Source organism: Pseudomonas sp. BN417 (assembly GCF_029871205.1).
Taxonomy (GTDB): Bacteria; Pseudomonadota; Gammaproteobacteria; order Pseudomonadales; family Pseudomonadaceae; genus Metapseudomonas.
In genome coordinates, this window is sequence record NZ_SSOJ01000107.1 from 30832 (window position 1) to 50846 (window position 20015).

At 66.8% G+C, this 20015-nt stretch carries 18 protein-coding genes; 6 read left to right on the forward strand and 12 right to left on the reverse strand.

What is annotated here, in order from left to right:
* The first annotated feature begins 126 nt into the window (after nucleotides 1-126).
* From E8F11_RS13235 to E8F11_RS13250, 4 genes are all read left to right on the forward strand, one after another.
* Nucleotides 127-645, forward strand: coding sequence for an RNA polymerase sigma factor (locus tag E8F11_RS13235; protein WP_280289271.1), 519 nt, complete (start codon nucleotides 127-129; stop codon nucleotides 643-645).
* Nucleotides 642-1604 (forward strand): FecR family protein, encoded by a 963-nt coding sequence (locus E8F11_RS13240; RefSeq protein WP_280289272.1) that lies wholly within the window; start codon nucleotides 642-644, stop codon nucleotides 1602-1604. Before E8F11_RS13235 ends, E8F11_RS13240 begins: the two co-directional genes overlap by 4 nt.
* A gap of 225 nt (nucleotides 1605-1829) precedes the next feature.
* Nucleotides 1830-2780 carry a lyase gene (locus E8F11_RS13245; protein ID WP_280289273.1) on the forward strand — a complete coding sequence of 317 codons (951 nt, stop codon included), beginning with the start codon at nucleotides 1830-1832 and terminating at the stop codon, nucleotides 2778-2780.
* A gap of 224 nt (nucleotides 2781-3004) precedes the next feature.
* Nucleotides 3005-3628 (forward strand): glutathione S-transferase family protein, encoded by a 624-nt coding sequence (locus tag E8F11_RS13250; RefSeq protein ID WP_280289274.1) that lies wholly within the window; start codon nucleotides 3005-3007, stop codon nucleotides 3626-3628.
* Nucleotides 3629-3758: 130 nt separating this feature from the next.
* Here the strand turns inward: E8F11_RS13250 and creD are convergent, their stop codons facing one another.
* The 5 genes from creD to E8F11_RS13275 all read right to left on the reverse strand — a co-directional run bounded on the left by creD (nucleotide 3759) and on the right by E8F11_RS13275 (nucleotide 8657).
* Nucleotides 3759-5108, reverse strand: coding sequence for a cell envelope integrity protein CreD (creD, locus tag E8F11_RS13255; RefSeq protein WP_280289275.1), 1350 nt, complete (start codon nucleotides 5106-5108; stop codon nucleotides 3759-3761).
* Nucleotides 5109-5348: 240 nt separating this feature from the next.
* Nucleotides 5349-5783, reverse strand: coding sequence for a CBS domain-containing protein (locus E8F11_RS13260; RefSeq protein ID WP_280289276.1), 435 nt, complete (start codon nucleotides 5781-5783; stop codon nucleotides 5349-5351).
* Nucleotides 5784-5969: 186 nt separating this feature from the next.
* On the reverse strand, nucleotides 5970-7400 hold the full coding sequence (creC, locus tag E8F11_RS13265) for a two-component system sensor histidine kinase CreC (RefSeq protein WP_280289277.1): 1431 nt from the start codon (nucleotides 7398-7400) through the stop codon (nucleotides 5970-5972).
* On the reverse strand, nucleotides 7400-8086 hold the full coding sequence (creB, locus tag E8F11_RS13270) for a two-component system response regulator CreB (RefSeq protein ID WP_280289278.1): 687 nt from the start codon (nucleotides 8084-8086) through the stop codon (nucleotides 7400-7402). Before creB ends, creC begins: the two co-directional genes overlap by 1 nt.
* A 58-nt stretch (nucleotides 8087-8144) precedes the next feature.
* The gene (locus E8F11_RS13275; protein ID WP_280289279.1) at nucleotides 8145-8657 is read right to left on the reverse strand and encodes an ATP-dependent zinc protease; all 513 of its coding nucleotides are present in this window, start codon (nucleotides 8655-8657) and stop codon (nucleotides 8145-8147) included.
* Between the two features lie 201 nt (nucleotides 8658-8858).
* On the opposite strand from E8F11_RS13275, the gene E8F11_RS13280 reads away from it, so the two are divergent.
* Nucleotides 8859-9752 (forward strand): acyltransferase, encoded by an 894-nt coding sequence (locus E8F11_RS13280; protein WP_280289280.1) that lies wholly within the window; start codon nucleotides 8859-8861, stop codon nucleotides 9750-9752.
* Nucleotides 9753-9776: 24 nt separating this feature from the next.
* Here E8F11_RS13280 and E8F11_RS13285 read toward each other — a convergent pair whose 3' ends face one another.
* Nucleotides 9777-10472, reverse strand: a complete 696-nt coding sequence (locus tag E8F11_RS13285) for a DUF2780 domain-containing protein (protein ID WP_280289281.1) — start codon at nucleotides 10470-10472, stop codon at nucleotides 9777-9779.
* A 190-nt stretch (nucleotides 10473-10662) separates the two neighbouring features.
* Here E8F11_RS13285 and E8F11_RS13290 point away from each other — a divergent pair, with 190 nt between their 5' ends.
* On the forward strand, nucleotides 10663-11916 hold the full coding sequence (locus tag E8F11_RS13290; RefSeq protein ID WP_280289282.1) for a flavohemoglobin expression-modulating QEGLA motif protein: 1254 nt from the start codon (nucleotides 10663-10665) through the stop codon (nucleotides 11914-11916).
* Between the two features lie 216 nt (nucleotides 11917-12132).
* Here E8F11_RS13290 and fdhA read toward each other — a convergent pair whose 3' ends face one another.
* The 6 genes from fdhA to E8F11_RS13320 form a co-directional block, all read right to left on the reverse strand.
* The gene (gene fdhA, locus E8F11_RS13295) at nucleotides 12133-13332 is read right to left on the reverse strand and encodes a formaldehyde dehydrogenase, glutathione-independent (RefSeq protein ID WP_280289283.1); all 1200 of its coding nucleotides are present in this window, start codon (nucleotides 13330-13332) and stop codon (nucleotides 12133-12135) included.
* Nucleotides 13333-13578: 246 nt separating this feature from the next.
* On the reverse strand, nucleotides 13579-14442 hold the full coding sequence (gene purU / locus E8F11_RS13300; protein ID WP_280289284.1) for a formyltetrahydrofolate deformylase: 864 nt from the start codon (nucleotides 14440-14442) through the stop codon (nucleotides 13579-13581).
* 212 nt (nucleotides 14443-14654) lie between these two features.
* Entirely contained in the window at nucleotides 14655-15284 is a 630-nt protein-coding gene (soxG, locus tag E8F11_RS13305) for a sarcosine oxidase subunit gamma family protein (protein WP_280289285.1), read from the reverse strand.
* A complete protein-coding gene (locus E8F11_RS13310; protein ID WP_280289286.1) occupies nucleotides 15277-18294 on the reverse strand; it encodes a sarcosine oxidase subunit alpha in 3018 nt (1005 codons plus the stop codon). Before E8F11_RS13310 ends, soxG begins: the two co-directional genes overlap by 8 nt.
* Nucleotides 18291-18617, reverse strand: coding sequence for a sarcosine oxidase subunit delta (locus E8F11_RS13315; protein ID WP_044871165.1), 327 nt, complete (start codon nucleotides 18615-18617; stop codon nucleotides 18291-18293). The genes E8F11_RS13310 and E8F11_RS13315 overlap by 4 nt, the downstream gene beginning before the upstream one ends.
* Before the next feature lie 132 nt (nucleotides 18618-18749).
* Nucleotides 18750-20000: a sarcosine oxidase subunit beta gene (locus E8F11_RS13320; protein WP_280289287.1), complete on the reverse strand. Its 1251-nt coding sequence runs from the start codon at nucleotides 19998-20000 to the stop codon at nucleotides 18750-18752.
* Nucleotides 20001-20015 lie beyond the last annotated feature (15 nt).

Genomic DNA, 20015 nt, shown 5'->3' on the forward strand with positions numbered 1-20015 from the left:
CGCCAGGTACGCGTTCAGGCTCACAGCGGCATCCGACAGCCTGCAATTGCGGCTATTGGCCAGTCTCTGACATCATTCGCGAATTATTCTCGTTTTGATTCCGCTTTAGCTGTGCGGGGGGATACGGTGCCTGCTGGGGATTCCACAAACCACCACCTGGTGGAACTGCTCTATCGCGACCATCGCGCCTGGTTGCTCGGCTGGCTGCGCAAGAACCTGAGCTGCCCGCAACGCGCCGAGGACCTCGGCCAGGACACCTTCATGCGCCTGCTGGGCAAGCCCGAGCAGCTGCGCCTGCGCGAACCCCGCGCCCTGCTCGCCACCATCGCCCGCGGACTGATGATCGACCACTTCCGCCGTAGCGCCCTGGAACGGGCCTACCTCGACGAACTCGCGCTGGTGCCGGAAAACGTGCAGCCCAGCCCGGAAGACCAGGCCCTGGCCCTGGAAGCCCTGCGCGAGATCGACCGCCTGCTCGGCAAGCTTTCCAGCAAGGCGCGCAGCGCCTTCCTCTACAACCGACTCGACGGCATGACCCACGCCGAGATCGCCGAGCGCCTCGGGGTCTCCGTGCCGCGCGTGCGCCAATACCTCGCCCAGGGCCTGCGCCAGTGCTACATCGCCCTCTATGGAGCGCCGACATGAAAGGCGGCCCGGTTTCCGCACAGGTGCTGGACGAAGCCATCGGCTGGCAACTCTGCCTGGATTCGGGCGAGGCCGGCGACCAGGAGCGCAACGCCTTCAGCCGCTGGCACGCTGCGCACCCCGAACACGCCCGTGCCTGGGCCCAGTTGAGCGGCCTCGACGCCCAGCTCGGAGCCGCCGCCCCGAGCGCAGCCCGCCGCGCCCTGCTGCGTGCCGACAGCCAGGCGCGCAGGCGACTGCACCGTGCCAGCCGCGGCCTGCTCGGCATGGTCCTGCTGACCGGCCTGGGCCTCGGCCTGCTCAGCCAGCAGCGCCCGCTTGGCGACTGGCTGGCCGACGAAATGACCGCCAGCGGCGAACAGCGCGAACTGCAACTGGCCGACCGAACCCGGGTGCGCCTGAACAGCCGCAGCGCCCTGGATATCGACTTCAGTGCCGACCAACGCCGGCTCGTCCTGCGCAGCGGGGAAATCCTGGTGGAGACCGGCCACGGCGACCCGCGGCCCTTCGTGGTCGCCACCGAGGACGGCGACCTGCGCCCGTTGGGCACCCGCTTCCTGGTGCGCCGCGAAGCCGGCGGCACGCGCCTGATCGTGCTGCGCTCGGCGGTCGCCGCGCGTCCGGCGCGAGCCGAGGGCGAGCGCATCATTCGCGAAGGCCAGCAGGTGCTGATGCACGACTACGCCCTGGAGCCCAGCCTGGCTGCGCCCCTCGCGGCGGATGCCTGGAGCCGCGGCATGCTGGTGGTAGACAACGTGCGCCTGGCCGACCTGGTTGCGCGCATCGGCGAATACCGCGCCGGCTACCTGGGCGTGGATTCGTCCATCGCCGACCTGCACATCAGCGGCAGCTTCCCCCTGCACGACAGCGACCGCGCCCTCGCCGCGCTGCCACCGAGCCTGCCGGTACGGATCGAGCGCTACAGCGACTGGTTCGTGCGCGTCGTGCCGAAGGACTAGCGTCGGCCGCTTTCGTAGGGTGGACCACGCTTCACCGGTCCACCATCGGCGTCTGGCCGGGCCGCGAATGGTGGACATGAAAAGCGATGTCCACCCTAGGCCCCGTTGGCGATTCCCCGCCCCAGGCGGCCCCCTTTCGAACGGTGCCACTCGGCACATTCACCCGAACCCCTGGCGGCCCCAGGCGTCGATTGAGGTACTACTCAAGACACGGAGGCCGCCGTCATGATCCGCCCATTCGCCTTCGCCCTGCTCGCGGTCCTGCTCTGCGGGACCGCTTCAGCGGCAGATGTCACCTACTACCCCGTCCCCGTGGGCACCGGGCCGCAGGACGTAGCGCCGGCCACTGACGGGCGCGTCTGGTTCACGGCCCAGCGCCAGGGCGCCGTCGGCCTGCTCGACCCCATCACCGGCCAGATCCAGCTGGTGCCCCTGGGCGTCGGCTCCTCGCCGCGCGCGCTGGTGGTGGACCAGGACGGCAGCGCCTGGGTGAGCGACCGTGGCCTCGATGCCCTGGTCCGGGTCAATCCGGAGGACCTCTCGGTACGCGTCCACGTCCTCAAGGGCAACGCTGCCGGAACCGACCTCGAAGGCATCGCACTGGATCGCAACGGCGACCTCTGGTTCACCGGCCAGCGCGGTGTCTTCGGCCGTTTCAAGCCGGCCAACGGCACGGTCGAAGTCTGGCCAGCGCCAGGCGGCCCCGGCCCCACTGGCATCACGGTGACGCCCAGCGGCGAGGTCTGGTACGCCAACCAGAACGCCCTTCACATCGCCTGCATCGACCCCACCACTGGCCACGTCAAGGTAGTGGATGTGCCGGATGCCAGCTCCGGTCCGCGCCTGATCTGGAGCGACTCGCGCGGCACCCTCTGGGTCAGCGAGGCCGGCAGCGGCAGCCTCAGTCGCTACGACCCGCTGGGCGAGACCTGGAGCAGTTGGAAGATCCCTGGCGGCAACGCCGACGCCCATGCCCTCTATGTCGACGAACAGGAACGGGTCTGGCTGAGCGACTTCCGCACCAACGCCATCATGCGCTTCAACCCCTTCAGCCGGCTCTTCGCCAGCTTCCCCAGCGACCGGCCGAACGCCCAGGTGACCCAGCTGTCCGGGCGCACGGGCGAGGTCTGGGGCGCCGAGTCGGCGCAGGACCGACTGGTGATGATCCGCTATTGACCCATCGCCTCGGCCTGCTTTTCCTGTGGGGGCGAATTCATTCGCTGAGGGCAGCGGAGCTGCCCCATGGGGTCGATGGGCAGACCTTCGGCCTGCTTGGCGATTGAAATCGCCCCTACAAGGATGTCGCGACGCGAGGACCCAGGCCCGCACCCGCCTGCCCGGAGGCAATCCAATGCGGTATAACTGCCCCAATAGACCGCTGCAGCTGCCGAGGACCCCGCATGAGCGCCAGCCTGACCCTCTTCTTCTCTCCTACCTCGCCCTACGTCCGCAAGGTCATGGTGCTGCTGCACGAGACCGGCCAGCTCGACTCGGTGAGCCTGCATGGCATCACCCTGACCCCGGTGAACCCCAGCGCCGAGCTGAACGACAATAACCCCGCGGGCAAGATCCCGGCACTGCGCCTGGACGATGGCAGCGTGCTGCACGACAGCCGGGTGATTCTCGACTACTTCGACCACCAGCACGGCGGCGAGCCGCTGATTCCCCGCGACGGCGCGGCGCGCTGGCGTCGCCTGACCCTGGCTTCCCTGGCCGATGCGGTGCTGGATGCCGCCATCCTGGTGCGCTACGAAACCTTCCTGCGCCCGGAAGACAAACGCTGGGACGACTGGGTGATGGGGCAGTGCAGCAAGATCGACCGCGCCCTGGAATCCTTCGAAGAGGCCGCCGACGAACTGGGCGAACGCTTCGACGTGGCCGCCATCAGCGCCGCCTGCGCCCTGGGCTACCTGGACTTCCGCATGCCCGACCTGAACTGGCGCCGCGACTGCCCGAAACTCGCCGCCTGGTACTCAGCGGCCAGCCAGCGGCCCTCGCTGCAGGCCACGGCTCCGGCGCACTGAGCCCGAGCCACTGCGTGGGCGGGGCAGGCAGGCGCTGAACAGCCTGTCCAGCTTCGCCGCCAGCGCCGCACCGCACGCCTGATCGTCACGCAACCCTATCAGTCTCATTGCGCACCTCCCGCTCGCCTTCTCAGTTGCCACTGGCCGGCAGGTTGCGGCCAACGCCGTACCAATCCAGCTTGCGGGTCAGCACCATCACGCAGGCGAGCAGGCCGAACACCAGCAAGGATCCCATCAGCAGGGCGTAATCCTCGGCGCTGAGCAGGCCGTAGAGCATCCCGTATAGCGCCGCGAGACCCAGGGTGAAGCCGCCGCCACGCACCCAGCTGTGCAGCACGTGGCCGAGGTAGAAACCCACCAGTCCCACGCAGGCCGTCGCCGAGATGGCGTAGGCCAGGACGAACTCCAGATGCTCGGAGAGCGACAGCAGCAACAGGTAGAAGAACGCCAGGGCCAGGCCCACCAGGCCGTACTGCACCGGGTGCACCGCCAGGCGCTTGAGCACTTCCACCAGGAAGAAGCCGGCGAAGGTCAGGGCGATGAACAGCAGGGCGTATTTGATCGCGCGGTCAGCCTTCAGGTACTGGTCCACCGGGTCGACGAAGCTCACCCCGAAATCCCGCGAGTTGAAGGCATTGCACTGGCCCAGCCGCACGCAGTCGGCCAGCGCCTCCTGCAGGTTGGTGGCGAAGAAGCTGGTCTGCCAGATCGCGTTGAAGCCCTGGGCGCTGATGCTGCGTTCGCTGGGCAGGAACTCGCCGATGAAGCTCGGATGCGGCCAGGGAGAACTCAGCTCCACCCGCGAATCACGGCCCACCGGGGTGATGCTGAGGCTGGAGGTGCCTTGCAGCTTGAGGTCGAAGGCGAAGTCCAGGCTCTGCGGCACCGCGGCCTGCAAGGGTGCCAGGGGCACGTGCACCCCGCCGTTCAGCAGGCGGTCGCCGCTGCCGGGCTGGAAGTCCAGGGACTGGCCGTTCAGGCGCAGCTTCAAGGCATTGCCGATACCGCGGATATCGCTGATGCCCACCGCCAGGAAGGGCTGTTCGAAGCGGTAATCCGCAAGGTCCTCGCTGATCCCGTAATTGGCCGGCACCAGGATCAGCCCGCTGATCTGGCTGTCGCTCTTGTACAGCCGCGCCTTGTAGATACCCCGGGCGCGCAGCTCGGTGTCCACGCTGCCGACCAGGCTGAAACGCTCGGGCAGGAAGTACAGCCGGCTGCTCACCTCGCGCTCTTCGAGGTGGCGCTGGCCGGTCTGCTCATAGGTCTTCCATTCGCGCACCGTGCGCTTGTAGGGCACCACCAGGATCGGCCCGGTTATCCGCTGGCTGTAGCTGGAGCTCTGGGCGATGTTGGCCAGCACGCCATCGCGCGCCAGCTGGCGCTCGCCGATCAGGCCCTCGATCAGCATCAACGGAATCATCAACAACAGCATCAGCAGGGCGATGATGCCCAGCTTGAAACCCAGGGTGCGGGTCATGGCGACTCTCCTTGTGTTGGGATGGGGAGAGTCTGGGGAGCGGGTGAGGTGGGGTTATGGGGGAATCGTGGAGTTTGTGTGGGGATTGGGTGGAGTCATAGGTGCGCTTCGCGACGCTTACTGTGGGGGCGAATTCATTCGCTAAGGGCAACGCAGTTGCCCCTGCAAGGCCGATGGCAGGACTACGTCCTGCTTAGCGAATGAATTCGCCCCCACAGAGAGAAGCGGCTCTGCCGCGGCCTACGCCCCACGAATGTACTGCTCCAGGTGATTGATCAGGCTTTCCTGCTCGGCGGTGATGTCCCGCACCAGGTCGCGGATGGACAGCAGGCCCACCAGCTTGCCGTCGTCCAGCACCGGCAGGTGGCGCAGGTTCTTCTCGGTCATCAGCTGCATGCAGTACTGGTTGCTGTCGCGCAGGGTCACCACGAAGAGGTTGGAGGTCATCACCTCTTCGATGGTGGTGGCATAGGCCGAACGCTCCAGGGCGGCGACCCGGCGCACGAAGTCGCGCTCGGTGACTATGCCCACCAGTTCGCCACCCTGTATCACCACCAGCGCGCCGATGTCCTTGTCGGCCATCAGCAGGGCGGCTTCCAGCACAGTGGTCGTGGGGTCGACACTGAAGATCCGGGTATGGGACTTGGCTTTGAGAATCTCGGCGACTGTTTTCATCCGGCAGCTCCTGAAGGGCCTGTGTTTCTTGTAGTCGAAGCTCGGCGCTCTGCATCAGGGCCGCATCAAGAATCAAGCCAAAACCTGAATACACAATGGCGATGCCCGCCAAAAGTAAGGGGATCGCCTTGGTCAATTTATAGCCGATGGTGGAAGCGGCCGGCGTCGCCGGGCGGCGGCCGCATATCAATCCGCGACGGCAGGCAGTCGCAGACAGGCCTGAACGCCGTCGTCGCGGTTGCGAACCTCGAGTTCGCCGCCATGGAGCCCCGCCACTTCCTGCACGAAATTGAGACCAAGGCCCGTGCTCTTGCGCCCCGTTGTGGGGCGCGGCAGGGAATAGAAGCGTTCGGTGAGGCGCGGCAGGGCGAACTCGGGGATGGGCTCGCCCTGGTTGAACAGGCGCAATTCAAGCCAGGAGCCGCGCCGTTCGGCCTCCAACCGCAGCAGGCCGCCGGTCGGGGTGAAGTCCAGGGCGTTGTCCAACAGGTTGGCCAGGGCCTGGCTGAGCAGGAAGCGCTCGCCCAAGGCGCACAATCCTGGTGCAACGAGGTTCTCCACCCTGAGTCCGGCCGCCTGGATGCGCGCCGCCTGGGCCTGCAGCAGTTCCTCGGCGAGATCATGCAGGCCCACAGGGACCCGCTCCTCCAGGCCCTGGCGCTGCTCCACCCGGGCCAGGTTGAGCAACCGCTCGATCAGCTGCTGCAGGCGCGCGCCTTCGTTGCCGATATTGGCCACAAAGCGTTGCCGCTGCTCGGCCGGCATTTCCCCCTCCAGCAACTCGGCGGCGCCACGGATGGCCGCCAGCGGGCTCTTCAGTTCGTGGGTGAGTGTGTGCACATAGCGTTCGACGTAAGCCTTGCCTTCCAACTGGGTACGCATGCGCTCCACAGCGGCAGCCAGGTGGCTCAGCTCGCCGCCGCTCATGCCCGGCAATTCGGCGCGCTGGCCTTCACTCACCGCCTGGGCGTAGTCGCGCAGGCGGCGCAGGGAGCGGCTGAGCCACCAGGACAGCAGCCCGCCCACCAGCAGGCCGAGGCCGATCAGCCCGGCGCCGAGCCAGGTCAGACGCGTCTGCGAACGCTCGATGTAGGGCTGCAGCGAGGCGTTGGGCTTGGCCACCGATACGACGCCGATGATCCGTCCGCCGTCGCGGATGGGCGCGGCCACGTACATGACCGAGGAATCCGGGTCGCTCGGGTCTTCCCGGCTGGAGCGCGCGCCGTACTGGCCACGCAGGGTGAGGTAGACATCGTTCCAGCGCGAATAGTCCTGGCCCACCGCTGCGCCGCTGGAGTCCAGCAGCACGATGCCCTTGTCGTCGGTGACGTAGATGCGGTGGTTGACCCGGTTCTTGCGCACGCCCCAGATATCCGCTTCCGGCTGGCGCTGGCCGTAGGCGCGCAGCAGTTCGGGCAGGCGACCCTGGTCGAGGGTGCCGGCGCGCACCTCGTCACGGAGGATTTCCGCCAGCAGGTTGGCGGTGTCCACCAGGGTCTCCTCGGTGGACTGGCGCACGCCGGGACGGATCTCGTCCATCACCGTGCTGAGCACGAACCAGCCGGCGAGGCCGACGAAGAGGAAGTAGACCAGGAAGAGGCGAATGCCCAGCGGCATCAGGCGTGGTCCGGCGAATAGCTGTAGCCCAGGCCGCGATGGGTCTGGATGGGTTCGGCGGCCGGCGCCACCTGGCGCAGCTTGGCGCGCAGGCTCTTGATGTGGCTGTCGATATTGCGCTCGTAGCCCGCCTCGCTGGCCACGCCCAGGGCGTCCAGCAACTGCTCGCGGCTGAATACCCGCTCGGGCTGCGCCAGCAGCGCCTGGAGCAGGCGGAACTCATGGCGGGTCAGGCCCAACGGCTGGCCGTGGTAGTGGATGCGCACCCGCTCGCCGTCCACCTGGAAGGGCCCGTTGGCGGCGGGTGCGGAGGCCGGCTCGCGGGGCGCGGTGCGTTTGAGGATGGCGCGCACCCGCGCGGCCACTTCGCGTGGGCTGAAGGGCTTCACCACATAGTCGTCGGCGCCGATTTCCAGGCCGACGACCCGGTCGATCTCGGCGTTGCGCGCAGTGAGAAAGAGCACCGGCACCTCGGAAAAGCGCCGCAGCGCCTTGCACAGCTCGAAGCCGCTGGTGTCCGGCAGGCCGACGTCGAGGATCACCAGGTCCACCGGCTGCTGGCGCAACAGCTCCAGCGCCGGGCCGCCGAGGCTCAGCCAGGTGGTGGCGTTGCCGTCGGCCTGCAAGGCGTAGATCAGGGTGTCGGCGATGGCGGCTTCATCTTCGACGATGAGGATGTGCGGCATGGGCGTCCCGGCGCATGGAAGTGACGGGCAAGGTGCCGCAAGGTTTTCAGCCAGTCAATCAGCACTGGGGCTGGCCGGCGGTGAACTTGCGGCCGGGGTAGACGGCGGCCTTGAACTCGCGCAGGGCCTTGGCGCCGATCAGCAGTGGGTAGTTGAAGCTCGAACGGTCAGTGAGGTTGACCTCCACGGTGCGCTTGACGCCACCCAGGCACATTTCCATATCCACCACCGGGCGCTTGGAAAGTTCGGCGGAGGGCGCTTCGTCTTCCTCGCCCAGTTCGTCGGCGCGGTTCTTGATCTTGCTGATGCGCGACAGGCGGTGCTCGAACACCGTGTCGTCGGCATTCTTGGTGGCCAGGCGGAAGCGCACCCAGTCCTCGCCATCGCGCTTGAAGCGCTCGATGTCCTTGGCCGAGAGCGAGGCGGTGAGGGCGCCGGTATCCATCTTGGCCTTGAAGGTCTGGCCGATCTCCGGCAGGCGCACGTATTCGTAGCGGCCATAGAGAGTGGGTTCCTGGGCGGCGAGGGCGGGCAGCGCCACCAGGGCAAGCAGAGCGATCAGGGATTTCAACGCAGTGGCTCCTGGTTGGGGGATACGGTTCTGGGACTGAGCGGATGGGTAAAAGGTTCGCCATCGGCGAGGCAGCGGGAGCCCAGAAGCATACCCGCCCCCCGGGAACGGGCAAGGCCCGGCGGCGGGAGAACCGCTCGTCGCGTCATCGACGACTGCGTATCATGGCGCACATCCAGGCGGACGAGGAGCCAAGGAGCCATGCGGGCACTGTTGACCGGAATCGCCACCACTCTGCTGCTCTTGCTGAACACCCTGATCCTGATCGGTCCCATGCTGGCCATCGCCCTGCTCAAGTTCATCCTGCCTGGCCAGCACCTGAAGGATGCCTGCTCCCGAGGCGTGATGTGGATTGCCGAAGCCTGGGCAGAGAACTGCAAGCGCGTCTTCGCCGCCTTCACCCCCACCCAGTGGGACATCCGCGGCGGCGAAGGCCTGCGCACGGACACGTCCTACCTGGTGATCAGCAACCACCAGTCCTGGGTCGACATTCCGGCGCTGGTCCAGGCCTTCAATCGCAAGGCGCCCTACTTCAAGTTCTTCCTGAAGAAGGAGCTGATCTGGGTACCCTTGCTCGGACTGGCCTTCTGGGCCCTCGACTATCCCTTCATGAAGCGCTACAGCAAGGCCTTCCTGGAAGAGCATCCGGAGATGAAAGGCAAGGACCTGGAGATCACCCGCGCCGCCTGCGAGAAGTTCAAGCGCATGCCGGTGACCGTGGTGAACTACCTCGAAGGCACCCGCTTCACCCCCGCCAAGCACGCCAATCAGAAATCACCCTACCGGCACCTGCTCAAGCCCAAGTCCGGCGGCGTGGCCTTCGTGCTGGCGACCCTGGGCGAACAACTGGATGCCGTGCTGGACGTCACCCTGGTCTACCCGGGCAATGGCGTGCCCGGCTTCTGGGCGCTGCTGAGCGGCCAGGTGTCGCAGGTCATCATGGACATCCGGACCCTCGAGCTGGACCCGGCGCTCTGGCAGGGCGATTACGAGAACGACCCGGAATTCCGCCAGTACGTCCAGGCCTGGGTCAGCCGGCTCTGGCACGAGAAAGATGCGCGCATCAGCGCGCTGAGCGCGGAACAGGCGGGGTAGGCCCAAGGCCCACCCCGCCGCGGCTCAGGTCGAAAGGCCGCTCACCGGTGCCTGTTGCAGCGGAACCTTCTGCACGGGCGACTGCTGTATCGGCGACTGCTGCAACCCCGGGGTCACCGGCGGCACGGTCCACTGCCAAAGGCTGCTCAGGCTTTGCAGCAGCGAATTGGCCAGGCCCTGCTGGCCGAGGAAGGACAGGATCAGCGGGGCGAACCGGCCGATCAGGCCGCTATCCATGCCCATGGTGCCGAAAGCCTGGCTGACATCCGCCATGCTGTTCATCTGCTGCCCCGCCAATATGCCGGCCTGATTGCCCAGGCCACTGCCCAGACCACCGCCCAGACCATTGCCCGGCTGCTGGCCGAGCAGGCCGCCGATGCTGCTCAAGAGGCTCTGGGTATTGGGGTCGGTAAGCATGCCGACGCCCGGCACCGCCTGGTCCAGTTGGGCGAACTGGTCAGCCGGCAGGTTGTTGCGCGCCAGGCCGAAGAGCGCCGCGGCGCCGCCCAGGGCCTGCTCCGGGGTGATCTGCAACTGGCCGCCCAACTGCTCAAGCATCGCAGCCGACTCCGCCGGCGCGATACCCGGCGCCTTTTCCTCCTGGCTGCCCGCACCGCTCGCGGCAGCGGCGGCGACGACATCGCCCAGGGTGACGGCGAACACCGGGCTGGCGGCCAGGCTGAGCAGGACGGCCAGGGTCAGGCTTCGGGGAGTGTGCATAGGTCGACCTCGAGGAAAGATCCGTGCCGGGACACTGCGTACCGGCAGGTGAGCGGAGGCTCGGCAATATGACTACGCGGAGGGTGGCCGTGTTCCCGACATCCTGTCGGCTGGTCACGATATGACATACCGGACCTGCAGGCGCGTGCCATCAACTAGCCTGAAAAGACCACCCTCCTGGTCCCGCACCATGACCGAAAACCACCTTGCCGAACTCGACGCCGCCCTCCCCCACCTGGCGCGCAAGATCCGTGTGCTCGATGCCATTGCCTGGCCCGACGGCATCGAGGAACGCTTCCTCGCCGACTGGCACGCCGGTCATCCGAAACTGCCGGATGTGTCGCTGAAACCCCGTGACCACGATACAGAGATCGAAGCCCTGGAAACCCTGGCCAACCAGTGCGACAGCGGCCACCCCGCCGGTGCCTTCCTCGCCGCCACTGCGCGCAGCTATGCCTGTGCCGGGCGCATGCTCGGCGCCATCGGCACGCCGGCCTTCACCGACTATTCCGCACGCCTCTACCAGCGCCCGGACCACTACTACGAACGGCAGAAGATGACGCCCCTGGACGCGGCGCGCTTCTTCCTCGAGACCACCGACGCCCTGCTCGACAGCCGGCAGATCCCCGCCACCGAAGCGGACATCCCCGCCGAGGACTTCGCCGCCTGGATGCGTACCGAAGTGGACGCCTTCTTCGGCCCCGGCCAGGTGAGCGTGGTGCTGGACCCGGACCTCGCCTCCAAGGCCATCGCCGGCGCCACGCGCATCCGCCTGCGGGCCTCGGCGCGCTTCTCCGAGCTGGACAAGGCCCAGCTGCTGCAGCACGAAGCCTTCGTCCACGTCGGCACCGCCCTCAACGGCCGCGCCCAGCCGCGCCTGACCAGCCTGGCCCTGGGCGCGCCGCGCACCACCCTGACCCAGGAAGGCATCGCCATGCTCGCCGAGCTGCTCACCGGCAGCATCGATATCCAGCGCCTGCGCCGCGTAGCCCTGCGGGTGGTGGCCGTGCAGCAGGCACTGGATGGCGCCGACTTCATCGAGGTGTTCAAGGGGTTCCTGGAGGCCGGACAGTCGGAGGAGGAATCCTTCCGCTCGACCCAGCGGGTGTTCCGCGGCACCGACGTGCGCGGCGGCGGCGCCTTCACCAAGGACGCCTGCTACGTGATCGGCATGCTCGGCGTGCACACCCTGTTGCGGGTGGCGGTGCGCGACAACCGGCCGGAACTGCTGCGCCAGCTTTTCGCCGGGCGCATGAGCGCGGGCGATGTGGTGCGCCTGGCGCCGCTGTTCGAGTCCGGCTGGCTGGAGCAACCCCGCTATATCCCGCCCTGGGCCTCCGACCTGCGCCGCCTGGCCGCAGCCCTGGCGTTCTCCGCCTTCGTCGGCAAGATCAAACTGGAGGTGGTGAGCCTCGAGCGGTTCGTGGAGCTGGAGGAGGAATGACCGCCGGGAGCGAAATCACCTGTAGGGGCGAATTCATTCGCCAAGCAGGCCGAAGGTCTGCCCTTTGGGGAAGTGATGGGACTGCTGCGCTGTCCTTGGCGAATGAATTCGCCCCTACAAGGATTCCATTTCTACCCTCGAATAAAAAAAGGGGCCCCGAAGGGCCCCTTGAGGGACAGACGCCGCGGCTGGCACACCCACGGCGTCGGGGTTGGGTCAGGCGGCGCTGAAGGTCTTGTGCGGGTCGATGACGAATTTCTTCGGCACGCCGGCATCGAACTCACCGTAACCGCGCGGCGCGTCGTCCAGGCTGATGACCTGCACGCCCACCACTTCGGCGATGTTGATACGGTCCCACATGATCGCCTGCATCAGCGCGCGGTTGTACTTCATCACCGGGGTCTGGCCGGTGTGGAAGCTGTGGGATTTCGCCCAGCCGAGGCCGAAGCGGATGCTCAGGCTGCCAATCTTGGCGGCGGCATCCACCGCGCCCGGGTCTTCGGTGACGTAGAGGCCGGGGATACCGATCTTGCCGGCCACGCGGGTGACCTGCATCAGCGAGTTGAGCACGGTGGCCGGGGCCTCGTGCTGGGCACCGGAATGGCCATGGCCACGCGCCTCGAAGCCTACGGCGTCGACGGCGCAATCCACTTCCGGTTCACCCAGCAGGTCGGCAATCTGCTCGTGCAGCGGGGTGTCCTTGGACAGGTCGGCGATCTCGAAGCCCACCGCCTTGGCATGGGCCAGGCGCACCGGGTTGACGTCACCGACGATCACCACCGCGGCGCCCAGCAGGCGGGCAGAAGCCGCTGCAGCGAGGCCTACGGGGCCGGCGCCAGCAACATAGACGGTGCTGCCCGGGCCGACGCCAGCGGTGACCGCGCCGTGGTAGCCGGTGGGCAGGATGTCGGAGAGGCAGGTCAGGTCACGGATCTTCTCCATGGCCTTGTCGCGGTCCGGCAGCTTGAGCAGGTTGAAGTCGGCATAGGGCACCAGCACGTACTCGGCCTGGCCACCGGTCCAGTCGCCCATGTCGACGTAGCCGTAGGCGCCGCCGGCACGGGCCGGGTTGACGGTCAGGCACACGCCGGTGTGCTGCTCCTTGCAGGAGCGGCAACGGCCGCAGGCCACGTTGAAGGGTACGGAAACCAGGTCGCCGATCTTCAGGTTCTCCACGTCACTGCCCTTCTCGATCACCTCGCCGGTGATCTCGTGACCGAGCACCAGGCCGACCTGGGCGGTGGTACGGCCGCGCACCATGTGCTGGTCCGAACCGCAGATGTTGGTGGAGACGACTTTCAGGATGACCCCGTGTTCGATCTTCTTGCCGCGGGGGTCCTGCATCTTCGGGTAGTCGATCTTCTGCACTTCGACCTTGCCCGATCCGAGATAAACGACACCACGATTACCAGACATGCGTAATTCTCCGTTGTTGTTGTGAACACAAAGGCGCGACCCACGGCCGCGCGGCCTTGTACTGGAGCTTGCATCTGTTATCGGAAACCGCCGGTATTACCTGGCAGGACGGGTTCCGTGAAAGTAGGGTGCGCCGTGCGCACCAATGGGTTCCCAAGGTGCGCACGGCGCACCCTACGAACTGCTACCGGAAGAAGGGGCACCCTCTCCCCGGCCCTCTCCCTGAAGGGAGAGGGGGAAAAAGCCTTATGCGTTGAGCACGACGGTACGGTTGGCGTTGAGGAACACGCGCCGTTCGATGTGGTAGCCGACGGCCTTGGCCAGGGTCAGGCACTCGATGTCGCGGCCCTTGGCGATCAGGTCTTCGGGGTAGTGGGCGTGGTCCACCGACTCCACGCCCTGGGCGATGATCGGGCCCTCGTCCAGGTCGTTGTTGATGTAGTGAGCCGTGGCGCCCACCAGCTTGACCCCCTTCTGGTAGGCCTGGTGGTAGGGCTTGGCGCCCTTGAAGCCGGGCAGCAGGGAGTGGTGGATGTTGATCGCCCAGCCGTCGAGCTTCTTGCACAACTCGGGCGAGAGCACCTGCATGTAGCGGGCGAGCACCACCAGTTCGGCGCCGGACTCCTCGATCACCTTGAGCACCTTGCGCTCCTGCGCCGGCTTGTCGTTGGGATCGAGGGGGAAGTGGTGATAGGGAATCCCGTGCCAGCGGGCCAGGGGTTCCAGGTCCGGGTGGTTGGAGACCACCGCCACCACGTCCATTTCCAGCTGGCCGATACGCTGGCGGTAGAGCAGGTCGTTCAGGCAGTGGTCGGCCTTGGACACCATCAGCACCACCTTGGCGCGGTAGCCGGGCGGGGTCAGCTCGACCTGCATGTCGAAGGGCGCCAGGCGCTCGTCGAGGCCGGCGCGAAAGGCCTGCTCGTCGAAATCGTCCGGCTGGCGGAACTCGACACGGATGAAGAAGCGCGAAGAGAGCCGGTCATCGAACGAATGGTGCTCGGTGACGTAGCAGCGCTGCTCGAAGAGAAAGCGCGTCACCGCATCCACGGTGCCGAGCACGCTCGGGCATTGGGCGGCGAGAATCCAGGTATCGGGGGTGCGGCTCATATGCGGACTCCGATGTTTAGTTCCCCTCTCCCTCCGGGAGAGGGGCTAGGGGTGAGGGCAGGTCCGAGTGCTGCGGGGCTTCCCTCACCCCAACCCCGCTCCGCGTCCCGGCCCAAACGCTTCGCGTTTGGTCGCTCGCAGGCACAGGAAGCGGTGCTTCCAACAGCGTGCCTGCTTGCCCCAGAGGGAGAGGGGGCTTTCCGTGCATCCGATCAGGCTTTGACCGCCAACCCGTACTCCGCGCTGGCATCCTGCAGCCAGAGCCAGATGTAATCGGCGAAGCTGCGGCGCACCAGCAGTTCGAAGGTGTCTTCGCCGGTGTGGCGGATCACCAGCTGGGACTTGGCGAAGTTGGTGCCCACCGCCTTGCCGACCGGGAAGTTGCTCGGGTGCACGTCATAGGACGTGGACTTCATCAGCACCTCGCGGACCTTCGGCCCGGTCAGTTCGACAAGGGTCTGGCCGCCACTGACGTTGACCACGGAGATGAACTGCCCGTCCAGCGCCTTGCGCAGGCGCTGCTCGATCTCGAACTCCTGGCCGCTCGGCACGATCAGCAGCCACTCGTCCGGACCCAGCCACTGCAGCGAAGTGTCGCCATTGGCCACCAGGGTCAGGGCCACTGGCAGCTCCAGGCCGAGGGCGCTGTGCACGCCGCCGGCGAAAGCCGGGTTCTTGGCGTCGCCACGGATCACCAGGTGGCCGAGGAGCTTCTTCTCGCGCAGGGTGACCCCTGCGCTGCTCTTGCCCTTGCGCGCCAGCTCGTCGAGGCCGGCGTGGAACAGCGGCGATTCGGCGTGGGCGGAGTCGGGGCGCTGCTTGTAGACGTTCACGTTAGACATTCTGGCGGTCCCCTTTCGGGTCATAGAACACAGAGCTGCAGATTTCGGCTTCGATCACGCTGCCATCGGCGAGCGGCGCGAAGACGCGCTCGCCCATGCGCTTGAGGCCGCCCTTGACCACGGCCATGGCGAAGGAATAGCCCAGGCTCGCGCTCATGTAGCTGGAGGTGACGTGGCCGACCATCTTCATCGGGATGGACTGTTTCGGATCGAACACCAGCTGGGCACCTTCCGGCAGCACCTGGTTCGGGTCGATGGGCTTGAGGCCCACCAGCTGCTTGCGGTCTTCGCGTTGGCAGTCCTCGCGGTTCATGCCGCGCCAGCCGATCCAGGAGAAGGCCTTGCTGCGGCCGACGCACCAGCCCATGTTCAGGTCGTCCGGGGTCACCGAGCCGTCGGTGTCCTGACCGACGATGATGAAGCCCTTCTCGGCCCGCAGTACGTGCATGGTCTCGGTGCCGTAGGGGGTCAGGTTGTACTTCTTGCCGGCCTCGACGATCTTCTCCCACACGCCCAGGGCGTAGTCGGCCTGCACGTTCACTTCGTACGACAGCTCACCGGTGAAGGAGATGCGGAACACCCGCGCCGGCACGCCGCCCACCTGGCCTTCCTTCCAGCTCATGAAGGGGAACGCGTCCTTGTCCAGGTCGATATCGGTGACCTCGGCCAGCAGCTTGCGGCTGTTGGGGCCGGACAGGGTCATGGTGGCCCAGTGGTCGGTGACCGAGGTGAAATACACCTTCAGCTCCGGCCATTCGGTCTGGTGGTAGATCTCCAGCCACTCCATCACGCGGGCGGCGCCGCCGGTGGTGGTGGTCATGACGAAATGGTTCTCGCCGATGCAGGCGGTCACGCCGTCGTCGAAGACCATGCCGTCTTCCTTGCACATCAGGCCGTAGCGGGCCTTGCCCACATCCAGCTTGGTCCAGGCGTTGGTGTAGACGCGGTTGAGGAACTCGCGGGCGTCCGGACCCTGGATATCGATCTTGCCCAGGGTGGAGGCATCGAGGATGCCTACGCTGTCACGCACGGCCTTGCATTCGCGGGCCACGGCGGCATGCAGGTCTTCGCCGCGCTTGGGGAAGTACCAGGGGCGCTTCCACTGGCCGACGTCCTCGAACTCCGCGCCCTGCTCCAGGTGCCAGCGGTGCATGGCGGTGTAGCGCTTGGGCTCGAACAGGTTGCCGCAGTGACGGCCCGCCACGGCGCCGAAGGTCACCGGGGTGTAGTTCGGGCGGAACATGGTGGTGCCCATTTCGGCGACGCTGATGCCCATCGAACGGGCGGCGATGGCCAGGCCGTTGATGTTGCCCAGCTTGCCCTGGTCGGTGCCGAAGCCCAGCGCGGTATAGCGCTTGACGTGCTCGACCGATTCGAAGCCCTCGCGGGTGGCCAGTTCGATACCGGCAGAGGTGACGTCGTTCTGCAGGTCGACGAACTGCTTGGGTGCGCGGGAGGTGGATTTGTCGTGGGGCACCTGGAACAGCGCCACGGTCGCTTCTTCCTTGCGCTTCTCGGCCTTCGGCAGGGTGCCTTCGACGGCCTTGAAGCCGGCTTCGGAGGCGGACTTGGCGCCGGCCTCGTAACCGTCGGCCAGGGCATCGCCGAGGCCGAACACGCCATTCACGGCACCGGCGCAATGGCGCTTCTGGAAGCCCTCGCCGGGCACGAAGGCGAGGATGTCCTCGCGCCAGATCGGCTTGCCGCCCAGGTGGGAAGCCAGGTGCACCACCGGGCTGTAGCCGCCGGAGCTGACGATCAGGTCGCAATCGACCACTTCGCCCGGGCTGGTGACCTTGTGGCTCTTCAGGTCGATGGCACAGATGCGTGCACCGCTGACGCGCTTGCTGCCACGGGCCTCGACCACGGCGCTGCCGGTGAGGATGCGCACACCACGGGCGCGGGCTTCTTCCACCCAGGCGCCGCGCGGGTTGCTGCGGGCATCGGCCACGGCCACCACCTGCTGACCGGCATCCAGCCAGTCCAGCACCACGCGGTAGGCGTAGTCGTTGTTGGTGGACAGCACCAGCTGGCGGCCCGGGGCCACGCCATAGCGGCGCACGTAGGTGGAGACGGCGCCGGCGAGCATGTTGCCCGGCACGTCGTTGTTCGAGTACACCAGCGGACGCTCGTGGGCGCCGGCCGCCAGCACCACGCGCTTGGCGCGGACGCGGTGCACGCGGTGACGGGCCTGGCCACGGGGGGCGACCTCACCGAGGTGGTCGGTCAGGCGCTGGTGGATGGTGAGGAAGTTGTGGTCGTGATAGCCGTTCACCGTGGCGCGCGGCAGCAGGGTCACTTCCGGCATTTTCTCCAGCTCGGCGATGGCCTTGGCCACCCACTCGGCGGCAGGCTTGCCATCCAGGGTCTCGCGGGTATCGAGCAGGCTGCCGCCGAACTCTTCCTGTTCATCGGCGAGGATCACGCGGGCACCGCTGCGGCCGGCGGCCAGGGCGGCGGCGAGGCCGGCCGGGCCGGCACCGACCACCAGCACGTCGCAGTGCTGGTTCAGGTGATCGTAGATGTCCGGGTCGACTTCCAGGGGCGAGCGACCGAGGCCGGCAGCCTTGCGGATGTACTTCTCGTAGGTCAGCCAGAGGTTCTGCGGGTACATGAAGGTCTTGTAGTAGAACCCGGGCGGCATCATCTTGCCGCCGACCTTGCCGAGGATACCCATGACATCGTTGTTCACGCTCGGCCAGCCGTTGGTGCTGTTGGCCACCAAGCCTGCATACAGGGCCTGCTGGGTGGCGCGCACGTTGGGCACCTGGGCGTTCTCGGTGGAACCGAGTTGCAGCACGGCGTTGGGCTCTTCAGCACCGGCAGCGACGATGCCGCGCGGGCGGGAGTACTTGAAGCTGCGGCCGACGATATCGACGCCGTTGGCCAGCAGGGCGGCGGCCAGGCTGTCGCCGGCGAAGCCCTGGTAGTTCTCGCCATTGAAGGTGAAGGTCAGCGGCTGGCTGCGATCGACGCGGCCGCCCTTGGGAAGACGGTTGACCTGGCTCATGCCGTTACTCCTGCGGTCGCGGCTTTCTTCTCGCCGACGTTGGCCTCGGTGACAGTGGGCTTCTCACCGATCTTGTAGGTTTCGAGGATCTCGTAGCTCACGGTATGGCGCGTGGCGTTGAAGTACTTGCGGCAGCCGGCGGAGTGCACCCACAGCTCGTGGTGGATGCCGCGCGGGTTGTCGCGGAAGAAGATGTAGTCGCCCCACTCCTCGTCGGTGCAGGCGTTGGGGTCCAGCGGGCGCGGGATGTGCGCCTGGCCCTTGGCGTGGAATTCCTCTTCGGAGCGCAGCTCCCCGCAGTAGGGGCAGAAAATGTGCAGCATGGTGGTGGTCTCCGGTGAATCTCTTTATCTCCCCTCTCCCTCTGGGAGAGGGGCCGGGGGTGAGGGATGTCGGCCTTGGCGCGGTGGCCGGTCCCCTCACCCCAGCCCTCTCCCCAAGGAGAGGGAGCTTGATCAGTGCGCTACCGCAGCAGCCCCGTGCTCGTCGATCAGTGCGCCGGTATGGAAACGGTCGATGGAGAAGGGCTTGGCCAGCGGGTGCATCTCGCCACGCGCCAGGCTCGCCGCGAAGACGTGGCCCGAACCCGGGGTGGCCTTGAAGCCGCCGGTGCCCCAGCCGCAGTTGAAGAAGAGGTTCTTCACCGGGGTCTTGGAGATGATCGGGCAGGCGTCCGGGGTGGTATCCACGATGCCGCCCCACTGACGGTTCATGCGCACACGGGAGAGGATCGGGAACATCTCCACGATGGCCTGCAGGGTGTGTTCGATGGTCCCGTAGGAGCCGCGCTGGCCGTAGCCGTTGTAGCCGTCGATGCCGGCGCCGATGACCAGGTCGCCCTTGTCGGACTGGCTGATGTAGCCATGCACGGCGTTGGACATGATCACGCTGTGGATGATCGGCTTGATCGGCTCGGACACCAGAGCCTGCAGCGGGTGGGATTCCAGCGGCAGGCGGAAGCCGGCCTGCTTGGCCATGTGCCCGGAGTTACCGGCGGTGACCACGCCGACGCGCTTGGCGCCGATGAAGCCGCGGTTGGTTTCGACGCCTATCACCGCGCCGTCCTGCTTGCGGAAGCCGAGCACTTCGGTGTTCTGCAACAGGTCCACACCCAGGGCATCGGCGGCACGGGCGTAGCCCCAGGCCACGGCATCGTGACGGGCCACGCCGCCACGGCGCTGTACGGTGGAACCCATGATCGGATAGCGAGTGTTCTTGCTGCAGTCGAGGAAGGGAATCTCCTCGGCCACCTGCTTGGCGTCCAGCAGTTCGCCGTCCACGCCGTTCAGGCGGTTGGCGTTGACCCGGCGGGCCGAGTCACGCATGTCCTGCAGGGTGTGGCAGAGGTTGTAGACGCCACGCTGGGAGAACATCACGTTGTAGTTCAGGTCCTGGGACAGGCCTTCCCACAGTTTCATCGCGTGCTCGTACAGCTGCGCCGCCTCGTCCCAGAGGTAGTTGGAGCGGACGATGGTGGTGTTGCGCGCGGTGTTGCCGCCGCCCAGCCAGCCCTTCTCCACCACCGCGACGTTCTTCACGCCGAATTCCTTGGCCAGGTAGTAGGCGGTGGCCAGGCCGTGGCCGCCACCACCGACGATGATCACGTCATAAACCGGCTTCGGCGTCGGGTTGCGCCACATGCGTTGCCAGTTTTCGTGGTGGCTCAGGGAGTGCTTGAACAGACCGAAGCCGGAATAACGTTGCATGCTCAGACTCCTGGA

Coding starts and splice junctions, on each gene's coding strand:
- E8F11_RS13280 (WP_280289280.1), top strand. CDS start 8,859: ATGCGGGCACTGTTGACCGGAATCGCCACCACTCTGCTGCTCTTGCTG.
- E8F11_RS13290 (WP_280289282.1), top strand. CDS start 10,663: ATGACCGAAAACCACCTTGCCGAACTCGACGCCGCCCTCCCCCACCTG.
- E8F11_RS13240 (WP_280289272.1), top strand. CDS start 642: ATGAAAGGCGGCCCGGTTTCCGCACAGGTGCTGGACGAAGCCATCGGC.
- E8F11_RS13310 (WP_280289286.1), bottom strand. CDS start 18,294: ATGAGCCAGGTCAACCGTCTTCCCAAGGGCGGCCGCGTCGATCGCAGC.
- E8F11_RS13315 (WP_044871165.1), bottom strand. CDS start 18,617: ATGCTGCACATTTTCTGCCCCTACTGCGGGGAGCTGCGCTCCGAAGAG.
- E8F11_RS13250 (WP_280289274.1), top strand. CDS start 3,005: ATGAGCGCCAGCCTGACCCTCTTCTTCTCTCCTACCTCGCCCTACGTC.
- creD (WP_280289275.1), bottom strand. CDS start 5,108: ATGACCCGCACCCTGGGTTTCAAGCTGGGCATCATCGCCCTGCTGATG.
- E8F11_RS13260 (WP_280289276.1), bottom strand. CDS start 5,783: ATGAAAACAGTCGCCGAGATTCTCAAAGCCAAGTCCCATACCCGGATC.
- purU (WP_280289284.1), bottom strand. CDS start 14,442: ATGAGCCGCACCCCCGATACCTGGATTCTCGCCGCCCAATGCCCGAGC.
- creC (WP_280289277.1), bottom strand. CDS start 7,400: ATGCCGCTGGGCATTCGCCTCTTCCTGGTCTACTTCCTCTTCGTCGGC.
- creB (WP_280289278.1), bottom strand. CDS start 8,086: ATGCCGCACATCCTCATCGTCGAAGATGAAGCCGCCATCGCCGACACC.
- soxG (WP_280289285.1), bottom strand. CDS start 15,284: ATGTCTAACGTGAACGTCTACAAGCAGCGCCCCGACTCCGCCCACGCC.
- E8F11_RS13285 (WP_280289281.1), bottom strand. CDS start 10,472: ATGCACACTCCCCGAAGCCTGACCCTGGCCGTCCTGCTCAGCCTGGCC.
- E8F11_RS13245 (WP_280289273.1), top strand. CDS start 1,830: ATGATCCGCCCATTCGCCTTCGCCCTGCTCGCGGTCCTGCTCTGCGGG.
- E8F11_RS13320 (WP_280289287.1), bottom strand. CDS start 20,000: ATGCAACGTTATTCCGGCTTCGGTCTGTTCAAGCACTCCCTGAGCCAC.
- fdhA (WP_280289283.1), bottom strand. CDS start 13,332: ATGTCTGGTAATCGTGGTGTCGTTTATCTCGGATCGGGCAAGGTCGAA.